Here is an 18055-nt window from a genome sequence, read left to right on the forward strand (position 1 = left end):
ATGAATGTTAGCTTGATGGGCATGGGGGTAGCGTCAGGAAAATGTGGATTTACAACATTAAGGAAATAAAAGCATAGAAAAATCGGTTCCTTACAACGTTTAGGAACCGATTTTTTTCATTTGGCTTGTTAAGCTAAAGCACCAGTTACTTTAACAAATTATATTCTTTAACCTTTTAATATCACTTTTCCTTTGGTGTTATTTAAAGATTCAACAACGTGAACTGCCTCTTTTACATTTGATAAATTATATTGAGTATATACGCTCCTTAAACGTAATCTTTTATCATTTATTAGTGTTATTACATGATTAAAAGTATCTTGCCATATTTCAGTTGAAACTTTTTTTACATAAGAAGCACCTAAGTGTAGTAAATCCTCTGTATGTTTACTATTTCTAGTTACCGCAATTAGACGAAATCCAATCACCTTTGATAATTGAGCAAAAATACGCCCAATGGAAGAGCCACAAGCATTTACTAATAAAACATCATTTGGTCTTAACTTTAAAACTTTGGTACATACAACCCACGCTGTAATTGGATTTATATACATCTGCGAAGCAATAAAATCATCAATAGAATTCGGTACAACAACCGCTAAATCTGATGTTGTCATAACATATTCTTGCCATGTTCCATCTCCTCGTAAAGGTAAGACGCGTTTACCAATAAAACTTTGAGATACGGAAGTCCCCACATCTTCTACAATTCCGACACCTTCATAGCCAGAGATATTCGGTAATGATATACGATGAGAATAAGACCCTCTAATCGGTATTAAATCAGAAGGATTAATAGGACGTGCTACCATACGGACAAGGATTTCATTATCTATTGGTGGTTCAATGCTAGTTTTTAAATTGTTCTTCTAAATAACTTAAATCTCTAATTAACATTATGCGGATTTGTTCGAGTATTATGTTAATGGTGCTATGACTAGAGAGATTAGGTCGGATATATAATGAGAATAATAAACAATCAAGAACAACTGGAATCACTTCTTCCACTGCCTTTGATGCATCTACCTTACTCCTTTAATCACTTACTTAACAGGCCTAAACCCTCACCGATGGAAGTCTCACTTTATTATACAAAAATACCTAACCATATTGCGATAGCAAGAGCGAGGCAAAGCAGCCGCTTCTCAACTGCTGTTAATTCCTCTACATTCTCTCCATTTACTCTTAAGACAATCCAGATTGCATAAACTAAGATAATACCAACACCTATTGCGGCAACCGGACGCGTACAAGCAATCCAGATGAATAGCAATCCTACAATCATGAAGTAAAGTAAAACAGGAAATTTGGCTCCTTTAGTTCCCATACGTTCTACTGCCCATACGACAGACGTTCGTTTCATTGGTTTTGCTTTTTGGTCTGCATGTCTGTCAGGAATATGATGAAACATGACCCATGCCATGCACCAAACGGCATTAACGAGCGCATTTTGCCATGCCCAATCTGGTATAGATTCTAGCATTATCCATGGCAAGGCAATGGCTATCGCTAGCATGGTAGGAAATAAGCTGAACCATTCTCCTATAAAAGGAATATAAGCAAATTGAAATGGCTTCAAAGAATACGACACTGCCCCCCATATACCAACTAAGGTTAAAATGGCGAATTCTAGATAACCGAATACAGTAAAAAGAAATGCCGTTAAAATTAAGAAAACACTCATCAATGTGCCAAGCTGCTTTAGCATAGTTACCGTCATTGTATTCGTTTGGATCACTCTACTTCCACCAGAAAGTATGCCTGGACTATATTGATCTGTTCCCGATTGATGGTCCGCTATATCATTTAACACATGCGTTAATACACCATGAATCAAAATAGCACCTACCAAAAGCACAGAGGTGGTTCCCAATAAGGTTAACCACGAAATTTGATAATAGAAAATCAATGGCAGGAGCATAGATAGAATCGTTGCTACACTGGAGAATACAACGGCAACTAGACGTAATAACATACCAATTCCTTTTAGACTAAATGCTGATTGAGCTGGAATCATAGCAAACATCCTTTTTATTTTTAATTATGGGGTACAGACAACATTTTAACGAAAATATACGCTAAGACAATATTTGGAACAAATTTTAATATATCAACTAGTACCAGGTCATGAAGAATAAATATCGCAGCACCTGGACCCATTGATGAACCAGCAATAGAACCAGCTGCTCCAAATACGGCTTTCCCCATCCTATTCGTAATTTCACCAGGTTTCAGCATACGTTCAGCACGAGTCGTTGTACCAGTATCCGTCCCAGTATTTGCCCAAACCGTTTTCTTTACATCTGGACTATCTTCGTTTCCATCTGCACCGTTAACAGAGCCGTCTTTTCCTTTTTTAGTACCGTTGTAAGCACCTTTTAATGTACCCATGACTGATAAACTTCTTCTCTATTTAAATCACCTGAAAGCACCTTTTCTAGCTTTGCGATGACTTCTTTCATTCAATCATGAATACAACACCTTCCCTTGTTCGAAATAAGCGCCCGTTAGCTTAATAGTGAACCTAAAATAAATGGTGCAATTAACAGTATTATTGAAGTGAAGATTAATGTAATGGACACATTTCTCGGCAATGTCTTTCGACCATCCCCCTGATACCAACCAGAAAATTGTAATATATAATACAAAGAGTAAAACTAATATTGCTAATGCACTGAGCCATGAATAGCCTTCAGTTGCTTCACTGATTGTGTAAATGTTTTCTATAATTGCCCAACCTAAACCACCAAGTAATAGAAAAATAATTATTATGCGTAATTGTTCTAATAACGTCCTCATTTCCTTTCTCTCACCTACCTCTTTTATATAAGCAACCATTAGCGAAATATTATTACCAATTAAAAATAACCATTAAAATAATTGAAATGATAAAGACAACAAAAAAGAATGGAAGGTAATAAGTTCTTTCTTGTTGTGATTTATATTTTTTTTCATAGCATTTCCAGCCAATAAATAGTCCTAAAAACATTCCTATAATTCCTACTCGTAAGATTTGTATTATGTATTCAAATACTGGCATATAGGTAATATGACGAACACCATTGTTTACCTGCACATCTTTATAACTAATAACAAAAATAGCAACCACCAATCCAAACAATAATCCATAAACACTTGATTTTCTTAATATTTTCTCCATAAATCGGTCTCCCTTTTCCAAATTTCTTGTTGCACTAACTTGCCAGTTCGTTTAAGTGATAACTTCACAATGCCAAATAACTTCTTACTTAAATCATACCAGAAGATAAAGAATTATCGTTCTTATTTTTCATAATTATGGAAATAATTTATTTCGCAGTATTTAGTCAAATACGACAAAGACGATCACCCTTAAAGAGTGATCGTCTTAAATGAATTGTATTAGTTACCAGTATCGTTGTACTGAGCAATAAATAATTTTTAGGTAACACCATTTCCCTCTTCGCGTGCCACCCCATTTCGTAAGAGTTCTAAATTGTCATAGATTCTCTCCTTTATGTCAGCATCATTGTTAGTAAAAATCGGATTAAAGCTAGCGAACATGAGCTTGAACAGCGTCTTCGATTGGCGTCGATCCCGTATTAAGTTCAAGAATCTGCTTACTAATACGGGGTTCATGAAGTAAAGCAACGAGCGTTTCAGCGACATCAGCACGAGCTATATGCTCGTGAGACTCGGCCGGCCCCAGGGAGACCGTGCCAATCCCTGGATCGTCAACGAGCAAAGACGGGCGTAAAATTATCCAATCTAGGCCACTCCGAGTAAGCTCGATATCTGCTTTCTTCTTCACAGAAAAGTAATACTCTTCCTCGTCACTGAGGTTTCGTTCCCGCCAAGCCTCTGGGATTACTGATACAAGCGCAAAACGGTCAATCTGTGCCTGGTGGGCCGCATCAATTGCTTTTGTTACTCCTTCGTCATCAATCGCTCTTGTGACCTCTGCACTTCCACCATTAGATCCTGCACTAAATACGACGGCATCAGCGTTGCCGAAAACTTCTGTCAACGCTTGCACAGTCATGCTGGCGAGATCCCCCTTAACCGTTTCAATGCCTTGCGCTGCAAGAGCTTTCTGCTGTTCATCGCATCGCACGAGCCCATGTACATTATCTCCCCTGGAGAGAAGCTTCTGGGCAAGTAAACCACCGATCTTCCCGGTGATTCCAATAATAAATACCCTCAAACGTTCTCTTTTCTCTTGTTGTAAACGGCTTTTCCTCATCATTATCACCTCCTTGTTGGAATAATAATGTTAGGTCAAAACTACGGAAGCAAGGTAAAAAGACTGCCTTTTGTATCTTGCCAGATATCATAAATTACAAGATCATCTGGTTTTTCTATATCATCTCTTATAATAGCAATTATAAAGGTAGGTTCGTTTGACATCACTTCAACAAGTGAATAAAGTGCTCTTCCCGTTAAATCTATTCTCTAGTGTAAAAGAATTCGCTTCCTTATTCCATGAAAATGCCTGATTGTTCCAGAATATGCAACGTTTGTATGTGATATACAAAATAAAGGCGTATAAATTCACAATAGCTTGTTCAATTAGAGGTTAGTGAATTATAAATTCGTTACCACAAAACTAGTTCAAAAGAAATAAAAAAACAAAAATATCATGTATTATTACTTGCAAAAATGGTGCAATTTACTAAGAAAGTTATTGAAATATTCACTCTTGAAATCTAATTTTATTGATTAAAGAAAAAACAGTTAACAATCAGACTTAGGTTGCAAACTAAACAAACGAGGATGACTTCAATGATTATGGATCCTCCAATGAGAATATATATAGTTTATTTATTAAACGGAATGAGTGTTCGGTCAATTTGTGGTATACTAAAAAATGGATAATGGTCTTTTAGGGTAGGGTCGGCTAATCTCCTGATGAGAGGGGGTGATGCCTATGAGTATGTATGAGAGTTTCATGGTACTATTTGGATTTGGTACCTTCCTGATTGCATTACTCGCATTGATCGTTTCGTTGATCAATAGAAAATAGACCTCCCTATTTGCCCTGAAAAGTAATTAGGAGAGGTCTAGCCCTATGGGTTAGCCGATCCCACTGGGGGAACCGCTTATCCATAACCCGTAGTGTCTGCTACGGGTTATATTATATGCATTTCTTACAGTTATTATAACATATGGATCAGAAATTGTCATAAACGTATAGTGACACAAGTTAAAAAGTGACATCGTACAAAAGTCCTTGTCCTACTTTAATTCGTTTGTTGCAGTTTTAGATTTTACGGGCATTGATAATAAAGAATAAGAAGTTGATTAGTATTCCTCCAAGTAACCCTACTATAATTATCCCAACTGGTGTAATACTTCCATACATTTGGGATGAATCATGACAATATTAGCGAGTTCAAATTGAAGACTCTATTAAATGCAGAGTAATAGAATTCATCAAATACATTGGTTTTAGATACGATCCACCCTATCTCTTCCCTTACAGCAGACATATTCTTCCTTATTAAACAATATATTTTTAGTAGGTGTTTTCCAAATGGAACATGACCTATTTTGAGCATTGTTAAAAGTAAAAGCGGGGAGGAATAAGTATGAAATATGAAGCACCAAACAATCCAGGTTCCGTAGTGAACTTCAAGGAAAAATACGACAACTATATTGGCGGTGAGTGGACTCCGCCAGTAAAAGGACAATATTTTGAAAACGTGACACCAGTTACAGGTGAAGTTTTTTGTGAAATAGCTCGTTCTACTGCTGAGGATGTAGAACTTGCACTAGATGCTGCCCACAAGGCTGCGCCATCATGGGGGAAAACATCTCCAGCAGAGCGAGCCAATATTTTAAATAAAATAGCCGATCGCATTGAAGAAAACTTGGAAATGCTAGCTGTCGCAGAAACATGGGATAATGGAAAAGCGGTACGAGAAACGTTAGCTGCAGACTTGCCATTAGCTGTTGACCATTTCCGTTATTTCGCAGCAACGATTCGGGCACAAGAAGGCTCGCTTAGTCAACTAGATGATGATACAGTCGCTTATCACTTCCACGAACCACTTGGTGTTGTCGGACAAATCATTCCTTGGAACTTTCCAATATTAATGGCAACGTGGAAACTTGCCCCAGCACTAGCTGCAGGTAATGCGGTTGTCATCAAGCCTGCAGAACAAACTCCAGCATCAATTCATGTCTTACTTGAACTAATAAATGATTTACTTCCACCTGGTGTAGTCAACGTTGTAAATGGATTTGGCTTAGAAGCGGGTAAACCGTTAGCTTCAAGCAGTCGTATTGCAAAAATTGCTTTTACTGGTGAAACAACAACGGGGCGTCTGATTATGCAATATGCTTCTGAAAACATTATTCCAGTCACGTTAGAGCTAGGAGGGAAATCTCCAAATATTTTCTTTAAAGATGTCATGGCCGGGGACGATGACTTTTTAGATAAAGCCATTGAAGGTATGGTGATGTTTGCTTTAAATCAAGGAGAAGTTTGTACATGTCCGTCCCGTGCTTTAATACATGAGGATATTTATGATGCGTTTATCGAGCGAGCTGTAGAACGTGTGAAAGCAATCAAAATTGGCCATCCATTAGACACCGAAACAATGATGGGTGCTCAAGCATCAACAGAACAAATGGAAAAAATCTCGTCTTACTTAGATATCGGTAAGCAAGAGGGAGCAGAGGTGCTAGTTGGTGGTGAACGAAATCAATTAGATGGAGAGCTTTCCAAAGGCTTCTACGTTAAGCCAACTATTTTCAAAGGTCATAATAAGATGAGAATTTTCCAAGAAGAAATTTTTGGTCCGGTCCTTGCTGTTTCCACATTTAAAGATGATGAAGAAGTGCTAGATATTGCGAATGACACGTTATATGGATTAGGTGCAGGTGTTTGGACACGTGATTTCCATAAGGCATATCGATTCGGCCGAGGTATTCAGGCGGGGCGTGTATGGACCAATACGTATCATGATTACCCTGCTCATGCTGCTTTTGGTGGTTATAAAAAATCAGGAATTGGAAGAGAAAATCATCTCATGATGTTATCTCATTATCAACAAACGAAAAACTTGCTCGTAAGTTATAGTACGCAACCAAAAGGATTTTTTTAATCCTGAAGAAAGGAGGCGGGTGCATGACACAACAAGAGAAGGTCTTGGCAACGGATGAGGCAGTGGCGTTAATGGATCTGTTAGAAGAGAAGCATGGTCCTTTAATGTTCCATCAATCTGGGGGTTGCTGTGACGGAAGCTCGCCGATGTGCTATCCAAGAGGAGAATTTCGAGTTGGAGATTCTGATATTTTATTAGGTTATGTGAATGATAACCCTTTTTATATGTCGAAAGATCAATATGAATACTGGAAGCATACCCAACTGATTATTGATGTAGTAGAAGGTCGAGGAGGTATGTTCTCTCTGGAAAATCCAGAAGGGAAGCGTTTTTTAATTCGGTCGCGGGTATTTAATTAACTAATTATTTGGAACAATAGGATTAGGTTATCGAATAATAAAATGATGACAAAAGCGAAGCTCTACTAGGGCTTCGTTTTTGATGTTGATTTAAGAATTGGTTAATAGGGAGTTAAGTTATTTATTATGTTATTAGACAAGTCGCTTCTAAAAACAACTAATATTTAACAAAAACATTCCGAAAGCTATTGAATTTTATTTCATAAAAGCGTATTCTTTTATTAAGTTACAAATAAATTGTTTTACTCCATTTTATTTGTAACTATTTTGAGTATTGATAAAAGGAGGTGTCAATGCGAGCGAATAGTTTAGTAGTTTTACCGTATTTATTTGTAACTTTTTGTTGGTCACTTGTTCTGATCGTTTGGATCGGAAGGAAATGAAGTAGAAATTCTAGATGTATCTCTAGGTTTTCATTTGGAATATGTTTGGTGGTGGAGATCCGGAGTACATGGATGAAATGGTTACCAAGTTTAACGAAAGTGTGAAAATGAGTATTTAGTTAAAAATGTGATGCAGAGTGAGACAAGTAATACACCAAATTTACTTACAAGTGTTGGACTAGAAAAGACTCGAGTGTAGGAAATGCTCACAACATTAACCTAAAGTAGTTAGTCAAGGCTTATAAACAATACCGATGATTTTGCTTCAGATGTAGGGTATGATTGGGATGTTTGTAATCCAAATGTGCTAGGTTTATGGGAAAAATTACACTGTTCCAATTGATACAAAATAATAGTTTAAATACAATGATCTTGTTGATGAAGCGTAATGTGTTGTTTTTAAAAGTTGGCCATATTAGTTTTGAGGCCACAAATAAGTTAAAACATCATCTATCGTTGAATTTCCAATTTTATTTTAAATTCCTTAGAAAGGAACGTGATTACTATTAAAGGGAAAACTTTTAAGATATCCTTACTTTTTCTTTTCATTTCAATCTTGTTTACTTCCACATACAACGCTGAGAGCACTTCTGAGTCGAGTTCTATAAATTCATCTACTTATACTTTTACAAATCCAATTAATACAGCAGGAGCTGATCCATATGTTATGTTGCATACGGATGGTTATTATTATTTTACCCGAACGTTAGGTCACCGCATTGATATTTGGAAATCAAGGACTCTAACTGGGATAGACCTTGGTGAGAGAAAAACAATTTGGGAGAAACCAACAGATTTAAAAGATATTTGGGCGCCTGAAATTCACCATATTGATGGAAAATGGTATATCTACTACACAGCAAACACAGGTTGTGGAGACGATTGTAGAGGGGTATATGTTCTTGAAAATTCTGCTTCTGACCCTTTAGAAGGAGAATGGGTTGAAAAAGGAAAAGTTAACACTCAATATGCGGGGTTAGACGGTTCCGTTTTTGAGCATAAAGGTGAGCTATATTTTATGTATGCGGCATATGGTGATTGGTCTGGTGAACATGGCAGTGCTATTGCTATTGCACCAATGTCTAACCCATGGACGTTAAGTGGAGAGAACGTCATCTTAACTTATCCAGAATATGATTGGGAAAAGAAAGGAATGCACGTTAATGAGGGTGCAGTTATCCTAAAGCGAAACGAAAAAATATTTCTTGTATACTCTGGAAGTGCTTGTTGGGAAGATGATTATGCAATCGGTATGCTGACAGCTTCTGAAAATAGTAACTTACTTGATCCAAATTCATGGTCAAAATCGACAGAACCACTATTTAGTAAATCCGTTGAAAACGGTGTTTATGGTCCAGGTCACAATTCTTTTGTTAAATCGAAAGACGGTACTGAAGATTGGATTGTTTACCACGGAAATAGCGGCCCTGACCTAGGATGCGGAGCTCGTCCAACCAGATTACAAAAGTTTACTTGGAATGATGATGGAGCTCCGGATTTTGGTATACCAACTAATGGGCCGATGGACACTCCATCTAGTGATTATCGAATAGAAGCTGAACACGCTATACCAAACAAAGTGAGAATAAAGAATAACAAATATAACTCAGAACAGCAGACTGTTACAATAAATAATAAAAACAGTTCTCTACTTTTTGAAGATGTTAATGTACCAGAAGCAGGAGTCTATACTTTAACTATTAATTATTCTAATTATGCTAGACCAGATGCTTCAAGTTTCGTAACTGTAAATGGCAAACTATCAACTCTAAATTATTCGTATACAGGTAAGAAAAATTTTGAAAGCGCATCCATGCAAGTTGAACTTAACAAAGGATTTAACAACACAATTAAATTTATGAAAGATAAACATGCTGTTGAAATAGACTATATAGAAATATCGGGCGAAGTAGAGTTCACTGTTAAATCTGGTTCTAAATATAAACTGATTAATCCTAATGGTGGTAAAGCACTTGATGTGTCACAAGAAGGTAAAAACGTCCTTACTTGGGATAATTCAAATGGTGACGATTCTCAAACTTGGGAGTTTATTGAGTTGAATGATGGTAGTTATAAAGTGAAAAATACTGAGAATGGAAAATTTTTATCTTTAGATGGCGATCCGACTGAAGCATGGGCAAATGTAAATGTGCAGGGTTGGGATGATACTGCTTCTCAAAAGTGGGAATTAAAAAAGTCCAATGATAGTTATTACAAACTGATAAATATGGCGAACGGAAATGCATTAGATGTAGGGGGGGCTAGTATTGACAGTGGTGCAAACATAGGAACATGGGAAGATATCGCTAATGGACCAGCACAAATGTGGGTGTTTTATAAAATCGATGAATAAATTAAAAGAAAGGCACTGAGACAGAAGTACTCGATTTACGGCAAAACACGACCATCAAGCTTGGTATTTTTAGGCTTGTATTTGGAACAATTATTATTTAAACGGATTAATCAAAAAGCTTTACGCATTGTTACAGGGGTTTACTTGCTGATTGACGGTTTGGGTTTTATGTAATCAATGTGATCTGTTTTACCTTAACCTTGGATAGAGACCAATACAACAAATGAGTTCTACAAGTGATTGGCACCTGTGCCTATCCTTTAAAACAGGTGCCAATCATAGATTAAGGCATGGAGTATAAAAAGTTGTATGGTCATTGGTAAGTTAAGAGGAATATATTAATTTTTAACTTTATAAAACAACCAACCTATTTAATAGGCTGGCTGCTTCAAAATGAAGTAACAAGTATAATAACGAACTATACCTTCTTACTGTTCTTGTGCAGTCTCTACCTCCCGATTTAATGGCAATGTTCCAAGAAGTAGTTCATTAATCCATTGGCTTGCTGCCCCTAACGGGATGGCATTATCTTGTAAATCTGATTTCACTACTTCTAATTTCTTGGTGTTTGTTTTTAAAGCGTGTTTTGAAAAAGAGTCGACTAAGCAGTTAAAAATTTGATCTGGTACTTGCTGAACAAGGCTTCCTGTTAGAATGATTTTCTCTGGGTTGATGATATTAACTAATGCTGATACAGCTATTCCCACATAACGAGCAGCTTCCTCTACAACATTTATCACTAATGTGTCATCTTTGGCGACAGCATTGTAAACATCCGTTATTGACATGTTATTTAATGTTTTATTCTCATCTTTTAATATAGAAGGAAAGCCTTTTTTTATCTTTTTTTTGACTTGCTCCACAATAGAATTTTCACTTGCTAGAGCTTCTAAACAGCCATAATTACCACATGAACATAAAGGACCATCATCATTCACGATGGTATGTCCGATCTGACCTGCTCCAAAATCTATTCCATGAAATATTTTTCTATCAATCATGATACCTGCACCGACACCATAGTCAACATTGACAACGATAAAAGAGTTTTCTTCTTGTGCTTTTCCGAACCAAGATTCTGCTAAAGTTAATGCATTACAATCATTATCCACTAAAACAGGTAAGTCCATTTGTTCTTCTAGCTTTTCTTTGATGGGTACGTTTTCCCAGTCTAAATGTGGGGGATAAATCGCTACACCTCTTTTAAAATCTACAATGCCGTGCATACCAACCCCAACACCTAATATTTCAGATTTTTGAAAACCGTGTTTCGTTAACAAATCATTAATTACTAAAGTGATTTTACTGATAATATTATCTGGTGACGTATTTTTTGGTAATCCTTCTGAATAATAGGCTAATTCTTCCCCTTTCAAATTATAGAAAGACACGTTAAGTTGTTTAGAAGTGATTCCTATTCCAATAACTTTTAATACATTTTCTTCTATTTTATATAAAGTAGGAAATCTCCCTCTATTAGTTTTCGACTCACCTATATTTTTAATCAATCGATATTGCTCTAAAGAGTCTACAATATCAGTAATAGCTGGTAAGGTTAGTCCTGTGATTTTAGATAATGTCGATTTAGATACAGCACCTTCTTTCATTAAAATACGCAAGACTAATTTCTGATTGTACTGCTTCATCATGTCTTTACTGATCCTCTGTTTGGCATAGTACATACTTGCATCTCCTCATATACAACATACATATAATATTAAAGTTACTTTACTATATTAGTTTATAAAATGCGTAAATAACAATCAAGCAAATCGATAAATTCGTTCAATTAAATAAAACCACCAAAAATAAGTTGACTTTATTAAAGTGACTTTATATAATGAATTTGTAATATTAGAAAACGCTTTCAAAAAAGGAGAGGGTTACATTGAAGAAGATGTGGGTTTTATTTTGTTTAATGGTTTTATTTATTCTGAGCGCTTGTTCTGAGGATGCAGCCGATTCAAATGGTAGTAGTAGTGAAGATGATGTAGACAATGAATCAGAGGATGAAACAGTTGATTTAACAGTCTGGACTTGGCCTAATAACGATCAAACATTTGAAGATATTACTATACCACTTTTTCAAGAAGAATATCCGAATATAAACGTTACAGTGCAAGGGTTTGGTCAAGATCAATATGCGGATAAACTTTCTTCGGCACTTATAGGGGGAGATGTCCCTGATGTAGCGATGGTCGAGATAAATGATGTGGTAAATATTAAAAACCTAGAATTATTTGAAGATCTCAGCCAGGAACCGTATAACGCAGGTGAACTATCGGAGGATTACCTAGATTATTTTTGGGATTACGTAACAAACGATGATGGTTACATTTTCGCACTTCCGAAAAATTCTGCACCTGCTGCCATGTTTTATAACAAGCCTATTTTCGAAGAAGCTGGATTACCAACAGATCCTGAAGGAGTACATGAACTGATGGCTACTTGGGAGGATTACGTAAACGTAGCTGAAGATTTGACAGTTGAAGGTGAGCAATGGATGTTAGGAGTTCCACTTGAGATATTGAATGCAGTTACTCAACAGGCAGAAACAGCTTACTATAATGAAAATAATGAATTACAAATTGACAATGAACATTTTATGTATGTGTATGATACTGTTGAGCAATTGGGTGACATGGGTGCGTTCTCTCCTTATGAGCAGTATTCACCTGAATGGAATGCTGCAATTCAACAAGGAAGCATTGCTACATTTTTATTTGGAAACTGGTTCGGCAAATACTTAAAAAACAATACGGATGGTGCAGAAGGTGATTGGGGAGTAACTTATGCACCTGCATATCAAGGAACTTCAGCATATAACCAAGGTGGGGATTTTATCGGAATTCCAAAAGAAGCTGAGAATAAAGACGCTGCTTGGAAATTCGTTCAATTTGTTACTCAGAATTCAGAGAACTTACAGGCAATGTATGAACAAGACGAACTATATCCTGCTTATTTAGATGCAGTGGATGAAGATTGGATGAATAATGAAAATCCGTTCTTTGGCGGACAAGTTACTAATGAAATCTTTCAAGAAGTTGCGGAAAAAATGGCGACACCATACGTAACAGAGAACGATCCAGTAGCAACAGATGGTGTAAATAGTATGCTTACCAATATAACATTAGGTGATATGGAAGTTGAACAAGCTTTGGAACAGGCAAAACAAGAAATTGAAGCAAAAACACAATAAAATGAGAGCTTTATAACAATGAATCTAAACTTTTTTAAATAATAGATCGTAACTTCATTTAAAATAGAGCGGTTAATCACCGCTCTACCATAAACCTGAAATAAAAAGGTGGTTTATCTATGAAGCAAGTTGCTGGTTCTTTAACTAATAGAATGAAACAAAATAAAATGTTCTATATAAGCGTTTCTCCTTTTTTAATTTTATTTTGTATGTTTAGTTTATTTCCAATTGTTGCATCATTCTTTTTAGGTTTTACAGAATGGAACGGAGTTGGGATACCTAAATTTGTGGGGATTGATAACTATAAACAACTTTTTAATGATCCAGTCTTTATAAAATCAATTTATAACACGGTTTATATTTGGTTTTTTTCTACTATTTTAACACTTAGTCTAGCTTTTATCTTAGCTTACTTAGTGAATCATTACATTCATAAGGCTAAAGGGTTTTTTAGAGTTGTATTTTTGTTTCCTCTTCTAGTTGCACCAGCTCTTACAGCCATTATGATCAGTGTTATATTTTCTACAAATGCAGGTATCGTTAACTCTTTTATTAGCTTATTTACAGATGGAGTATTTTCTTATGAATGGTTACGTTCACAATTTTGGATTAAACCATTAATTGTTCTTATTATCATATGGAGATGGACAGGATACCACTTTATTTTATATATAGCTGGATTACAAACCATTCCAAATGAGTTGTATGATGCAGCAAAAATAGATGGTGCTAATGTCATTCAAACGATCAAAAACATCACACTACCGCTTATGGCTCCCATTTTATTAGTAAGTGTGATTACAGCAACTGTTGGTGGAATTCAAGTATTTGATGAACCGTATGTGCTTACACAAGGAACAGGTGGAGTGAACAACTCTGGAATTAGCATGGGGATGTATTTATATCAAACTGGTTTTGAGTATTTTAATTTTGGGCTGGCTGCTGCACAGTCCTATGTATTATTTATGTTAATTCTGCTAGTTACCCTTGTAAATGCGAGATTTTTAAGAAATAGAACATAACAGGGAGCGGTTTAATTTATGGAAAAAATAGCTAATAAATATATATCATACTTGTTTGTGATTATGTTGGTGTCACTCTTTATTTTTCCGTTAATTTGGATGTTTATATTATCTACCAATTCAAAAACAGATATATACAGCTTTCCTCCTCCTTTATTGCCGGGAGTAGAACTTCTTACTAACTTTGAGAATTTATTGGATCAAATTCCCTTTTTCATGAATCTTTGGAATAGTGTGTATGTTGCCACTTCAAATGCTTTATTAATATTGTTTGTTTGTTCATTTGCTGCCTATGGTTTTGCTCGTTTCACTAATGCACCGGGAAACAGAGCGATTTTTTTGCTAGTGATCGCATCCATTATGGTACCGCCATTAGCAGGAATTATTCCATGGTTTATGGAGATGAAGTGGCTAGGGTGGATTGATACCCATTGGCCATTAATTATCCCAACTGCAGCGTATCCCTTTGGCGTTTTCTGGATGTATCAATATATAAAACAAGCAGTGCCTGATGAATTATATGAAGCATGTAAAATAGATGGTGCATCTGATTTTCGAATTTATATTCAGATGGTTATTCCATTAATTCGACCAGGTCTCGGTGCTTTGGCAATTTTATCTTTTTTAAATTCATGGCAAAATTTCCAATTACCATTAATTATTTTAAATACCACAGAAAAATTTACTATACCTTTAGCATTAACTAATTTGACGACTCAATTTGGTACAGATGTTGCTGGTATTATGTTAGGAACTTCTATCAGTGTTCTTCCAATTTTTATTGCTTTTATACTTGCAAGTAGGCATTTTATCGAAGGATTAACAAGTGGATCAGTAAAATCTTAAACTCGGAGGGATTGTTATGTCTAACCAGGCCACACTCAACCTAAATGGTGAATGGCAATTCAAACTAATGACAGACCAAAAAAAGGAAACAATGGAACCGGATAATTTTTTTGATGTGATTCAAGTTCCAGGCTCTATTGAAGAACAAGGATTTGGAGAAGTATCTGATCATTTTCCAATTGGTACATGGAAAAAGAAACGTGAATATGAAGGTATCGCATGGTACTCTAAAGAAATCGAGATACCTGATAACTTTCAAGACCACCACTTACAATTACATATCCAAGGTGCTCGTTGGCATTCCGAGCTTTGGATTAACGGTCATCTAATCACTGAAAATAATCGCTTAAGTATACCTCATAAATATGACATAACCGATCATATTCAAGTAGGTTCGAGGAATAGAATTTCCATTAAACTAGACAATCGTATGCAAATGCAACTTCAAGAAAGTCATATTCACTCCTATCATACAGGTACGAATTGGGGAGGCATTACAGGTGGTGTTCATATTGTAGCTAAACCTAAAAACGGCATCCGCTATGTAAAGGTTGAAGCTGACCATCATGAATTGCGAGTTTCTGTTGACTTATTTGTTCAACCTAGTAAGCCATTATCGATAAAGCATCGTGTAGAAGATAGACAAGGAAATACTATTCTTTCCGATCAAATGGAATTAATGAATCAGCAGACAACTGTACAACTCAATCATCATCAAAAATTGAAAAATTGGTCGCCAGAAGAACCAAATCTTTACGTATATAAGGTGGAATGGTATAAGGATGATCAATGCAGACAAACAGAGGAAGTCCGATTTGGTGTTCGTTCTTTTACGACAAACGATCAGAAGTTTCTCGTCAATGACACGCCAATCTTTTTAAATGGCTATGTCGATTGCTGTGTGTTCCCACAAACAGGTTATCCAGTATGGGATAAAGAACATTATAAGATGCAATTTCAAACAGCAAAGCAATATGGTTTTAATCATGTTCGTTTACATGGATGGACAGCACCAGAACCATTTTGGGAAGCAGCAGATGAAGAGGGAATGCTCGTCCAAACGGAATTACCTCATTGGAGTGTTTATTATCGCGAACGTCAAATCAATGCACCGGCAAACGTACACGATTTTTATAAAGAAGAGTTGGAAGAGATTCTAGAAAAGCTTCATCGTCATCCTTCTTTCGTCATGTTAGCGATGGGAAATGAATTGATCAGTCAAGAGGGGCATCCACAGCTAAATGAATTGGTGCACCATGCGAAAAAAATAGACAACACTAGACTTTATGCCGATAATACTGGATTTGGCGAGTTACCTAGTCATGATCGTGCAGGAGATTTCTTTATACCAACGTTGAATTGGCATCCTCCCTATCACATCAATGATGCTGCCAGTCCTGATACAACTACTGACTACCGAGAGGTAACAAAACTTGAAACAAAACCACTAATTGCTCATGAGCATGGGCAATTTACCATGTACGTCCGACCAGAAGAGGAAGAGAAATATCAAGGTATCTTAGAGCCGCATTGGTTAGAAACAATCAAAGAATCACTCGCTAAAAAAGGGCTACAATCAAGAGTAGATGAATTCATCGAAGCGACTGGCGTACATTTAGCACGATCTTTAAAAGAAACATTTGAAAAAGCAAGAAGAACACCTGGCCTATCAGGTATTCAATTATTAGATATTCGCGACTTTCCTGGTCAAGGACATGCAACAGTCGGCATATTAGATGTCTTTTGGGATGCTAAAGGAATTATTGCTCCGAGTGCATTTCGACAGTTTAGTAATGATATGGTGCTACTTGCGAGAAGCGATAAGAGAACATTTTATCATAAGGAAACAATGACTGTACAACTTGATATATCATATTTCGGTAAAGCCATCCACGATCTGAATATAGAATGGCAATTAACAGAAGGAGATCAAATCGTTTATTCCGGTGAAATAGGAGGCATCCATTTAACTGGTCAAGGCCTGCAACCTGTAGAAATTATCCAGGTTCTATTACAAGCTGACAAAGCTAAATCGCTGAACTTTAAAGTCCGCTTAACCAATAAAGCCGAAGTGTTAGCTACGAACAATTGGGATTATTGGGTCTATCCACGACCAACGCTACCAAACAATACAAGCAGAATCTGGACTAATATGCCTACATTACGATCTATCCTTAATGGCGCCAGATTTGAAGAAAAAATAAGCATTGTTCAACACAGTTTTCAAAAGGATCCAAATGTTGACCTCGTGATATCAGATCAATTATCACGCGATGTGATTCAGCATGTAGTAGATGGTGGAACAGTATGGCTGATGTCAGAAAACCAACAGGATGAAATCATGACAAGATATCTTCCTACCTTTTGGAATTATTTATGGTTTCCAGAGCAACAAGGAACGACAATGGGGATGAAAATACATGAGCATCCAGTATTAAAAAAGTTTCCACATGATCCTTTTTCCAATTGGCAATGGTTCCATTTGGTCAATCAAGTCGGTGCTTTAAACATAGACAGTATTCCACAAGTTGAGCCAATAATTGAAGTAATCGATAATTTTAACAGGCAAAAAAAACTAGCATATATGTTTGAAGTAAAAGTAGGTCGAGGGAAATTATTTGTAACAAGTTTACAATGTAAGAAACCCGCAGATTTAAAACGTCCAGAAACACAAGCATTATTGTTAGAGATTATAGAGTATTTAAATAGTGATCAGTTTGAGCCGACAGCACAACTTACGATGAGCGAATTATTAGGTGTTTTCAAAGTAACAGCTATTGTGCATCGATAAGGAGGAAAGATACT

The 18055-nt window shown here is 36.3% G+C and carries 14 protein-coding genes and 1 pseudogene; 8 read left to right on the forward strand and 7 right to left on the reverse strand.

Features of this window, described 5'->3' with window-relative positions:
* Positions 1-167: 167 nt before the first annotated feature.
* The 6 genes and pseudogenes from ACTWP4_RS03910 to ACTWP4_RS03935 form a co-directional block, all read right to left on the reverse strand.
* A pseudogene (locus tag ACTWP4_RS03910) lies at positions 168-851 on the reverse strand (zinc-dependent alcohol dehydrogenase family protein); the annotation flags it as partial.
* Between the two features lie 236 nt (positions 852-1087).
* Positions 1088-2017, reverse strand: a complete 930-nt coding sequence (locus tag ACTWP4_RS03915) for a prenyltransferase (protein WP_443127460.1) — start codon at positions 2015-2017, stop codon at positions 1088-1090.
* Positions 2018-2037: 20 nt separating this feature from the next.
* Complete coding sequence (locus tag ACTWP4_RS03920; RefSeq protein ID WP_443127461.1) at positions 2038-2391, reverse strand: hypothetical protein; 354 nt, start codon at positions 2389-2391, stop codon at positions 2038-2040.
* A 75-nt stretch (positions 2392-2466) separates the two neighbouring features.
* Positions 2467-2799: a hypothetical protein gene (locus ACTWP4_RS03925; RefSeq protein ID WP_443127462.1), complete on the reverse strand. Its 333-nt coding sequence runs from the start codon at positions 2797-2799 to the stop codon at positions 2467-2469.
* A 52-nt stretch (positions 2800-2851) separates the two neighbouring features.
* Positions 2852-3160 carry a hypothetical protein gene (locus ACTWP4_RS03930; protein ID WP_443127463.1) on the reverse strand — a complete coding sequence of 103 codons (309 nt, stop codon included), beginning with the start codon at positions 3158-3160 and terminating at the stop codon, positions 2852-2854.
* Between the two features lie 372 nt (positions 3161-3532).
* A complete protein-coding gene (locus ACTWP4_RS03935; RefSeq protein ID WP_443127464.1) occupies positions 3533-4222 on the reverse strand; it encodes an NAD(P)-binding oxidoreductase in 690 nt (229 codons plus the stop codon).
* A gap of 684 nt (positions 4223-4906) precedes the next feature.
* Here ACTWP4_RS03935 and ACTWP4_RS03940 point away from each other — a divergent pair.
* The 4 genes from ACTWP4_RS03940 to ACTWP4_RS03955 all read left to right on the forward strand — a co-directional run bounded on the left by ACTWP4_RS03940 (position 4907) and on the right by ACTWP4_RS03955 (position 10183).
* Positions 4907-5002 (forward strand): putative holin-like toxin, encoded by a 96-nt coding sequence (locus ACTWP4_RS03940; protein WP_073200242.1) that lies wholly within the window; start codon positions 4907-4909, stop codon positions 5000-5002.
* 565 nt (positions 5003-5567) lie between these two features.
* Positions 5568-7088, forward strand: a complete 1521-nt coding sequence (adh, locus tag ACTWP4_RS03945) for an aldehyde dehydrogenase (protein ID WP_443127465.1) — start codon at positions 5568-5570, stop codon at positions 7086-7088.
* A gap of 23 nt (positions 7089-7111) precedes the next feature.
* A complete protein-coding gene (locus ACTWP4_RS03950) occupies positions 7112-7447 on the forward strand; it encodes a DUF779 domain-containing protein (protein ID WP_443127466.1) in 336 nt (111 codons plus the stop codon).
* An 879-nt stretch (positions 7448-8326) separates the two neighbouring features.
* Positions 8327-10183 (forward strand): family 43 glycosylhydrolase, encoded by a 1857-nt coding sequence (locus tag ACTWP4_RS03955; protein WP_443127467.1) that lies wholly within the window; start codon positions 8327-8329, stop codon positions 10181-10183.
* Positions 10184-10611: 428 nt separating this feature from the next.
* Here the strand turns inward: ACTWP4_RS03955 and ACTWP4_RS03960 are convergent, their stop codons facing one another.
* On the reverse strand, positions 10612-11865 hold the full coding sequence (locus ACTWP4_RS03960) for an ROK family protein (RefSeq protein ID WP_443127468.1): 1254 nt from the start codon (positions 11863-11865) through the stop codon (positions 10612-10614).
* Positions 11866-12080: 215 nt separating this feature from the next.
* Between ACTWP4_RS03960 and ACTWP4_RS03965 the strand changes: the two genes are divergently transcribed.
* The 4 genes from ACTWP4_RS03965 (at position 12081) to ACTWP4_RS03980 (ending at position 18041) form a co-directional block, all read left to right on the forward strand.
* Positions 12081-13382, forward strand: a complete 1302-nt coding sequence (locus ACTWP4_RS03965) for an ABC transporter substrate-binding protein (RefSeq protein ID WP_443127922.1) — start codon at positions 12081-12083, stop codon at positions 13380-13382.
* Positions 13383-13501: 119 nt separating this feature from the next.
* Positions 13502-14404 carry a carbohydrate ABC transporter permease gene (locus tag ACTWP4_RS03970; RefSeq protein ID WP_443127469.1) on the forward strand — a complete coding sequence of 301 codons (903 nt, stop codon included), beginning with the start codon at positions 13502-13504 and terminating at the stop codon, positions 14402-14404.
* Positions 14405-14422: 18 nt separating this feature from the next.
* Positions 14423-15250 carry a carbohydrate ABC transporter permease gene (locus ACTWP4_RS03975; protein ID WP_443127470.1) on the forward strand — a complete coding sequence of 276 codons (828 nt, stop codon included), beginning with the start codon at positions 14423-14425 and terminating at the stop codon, positions 15248-15250.
* Between the two features lie 16 nt (positions 15251-15266).
* Entirely contained in the window at positions 15267-18041 is a 2775-nt protein-coding gene (locus ACTWP4_RS03980; RefSeq protein WP_443127471.1) for a glycoside hydrolase family 2 protein, read from the forward strand.
* Positions 18042-18055: the final 14 nt, after the last annotated feature.

Source organism: Gracilibacillus sp. D59 (genome assembly GCF_052246695.1).
GTDB lineage: Bacteria > Bacillota > Bacilli > Bacillales > Amphibacillaceae > Gracilibacillus.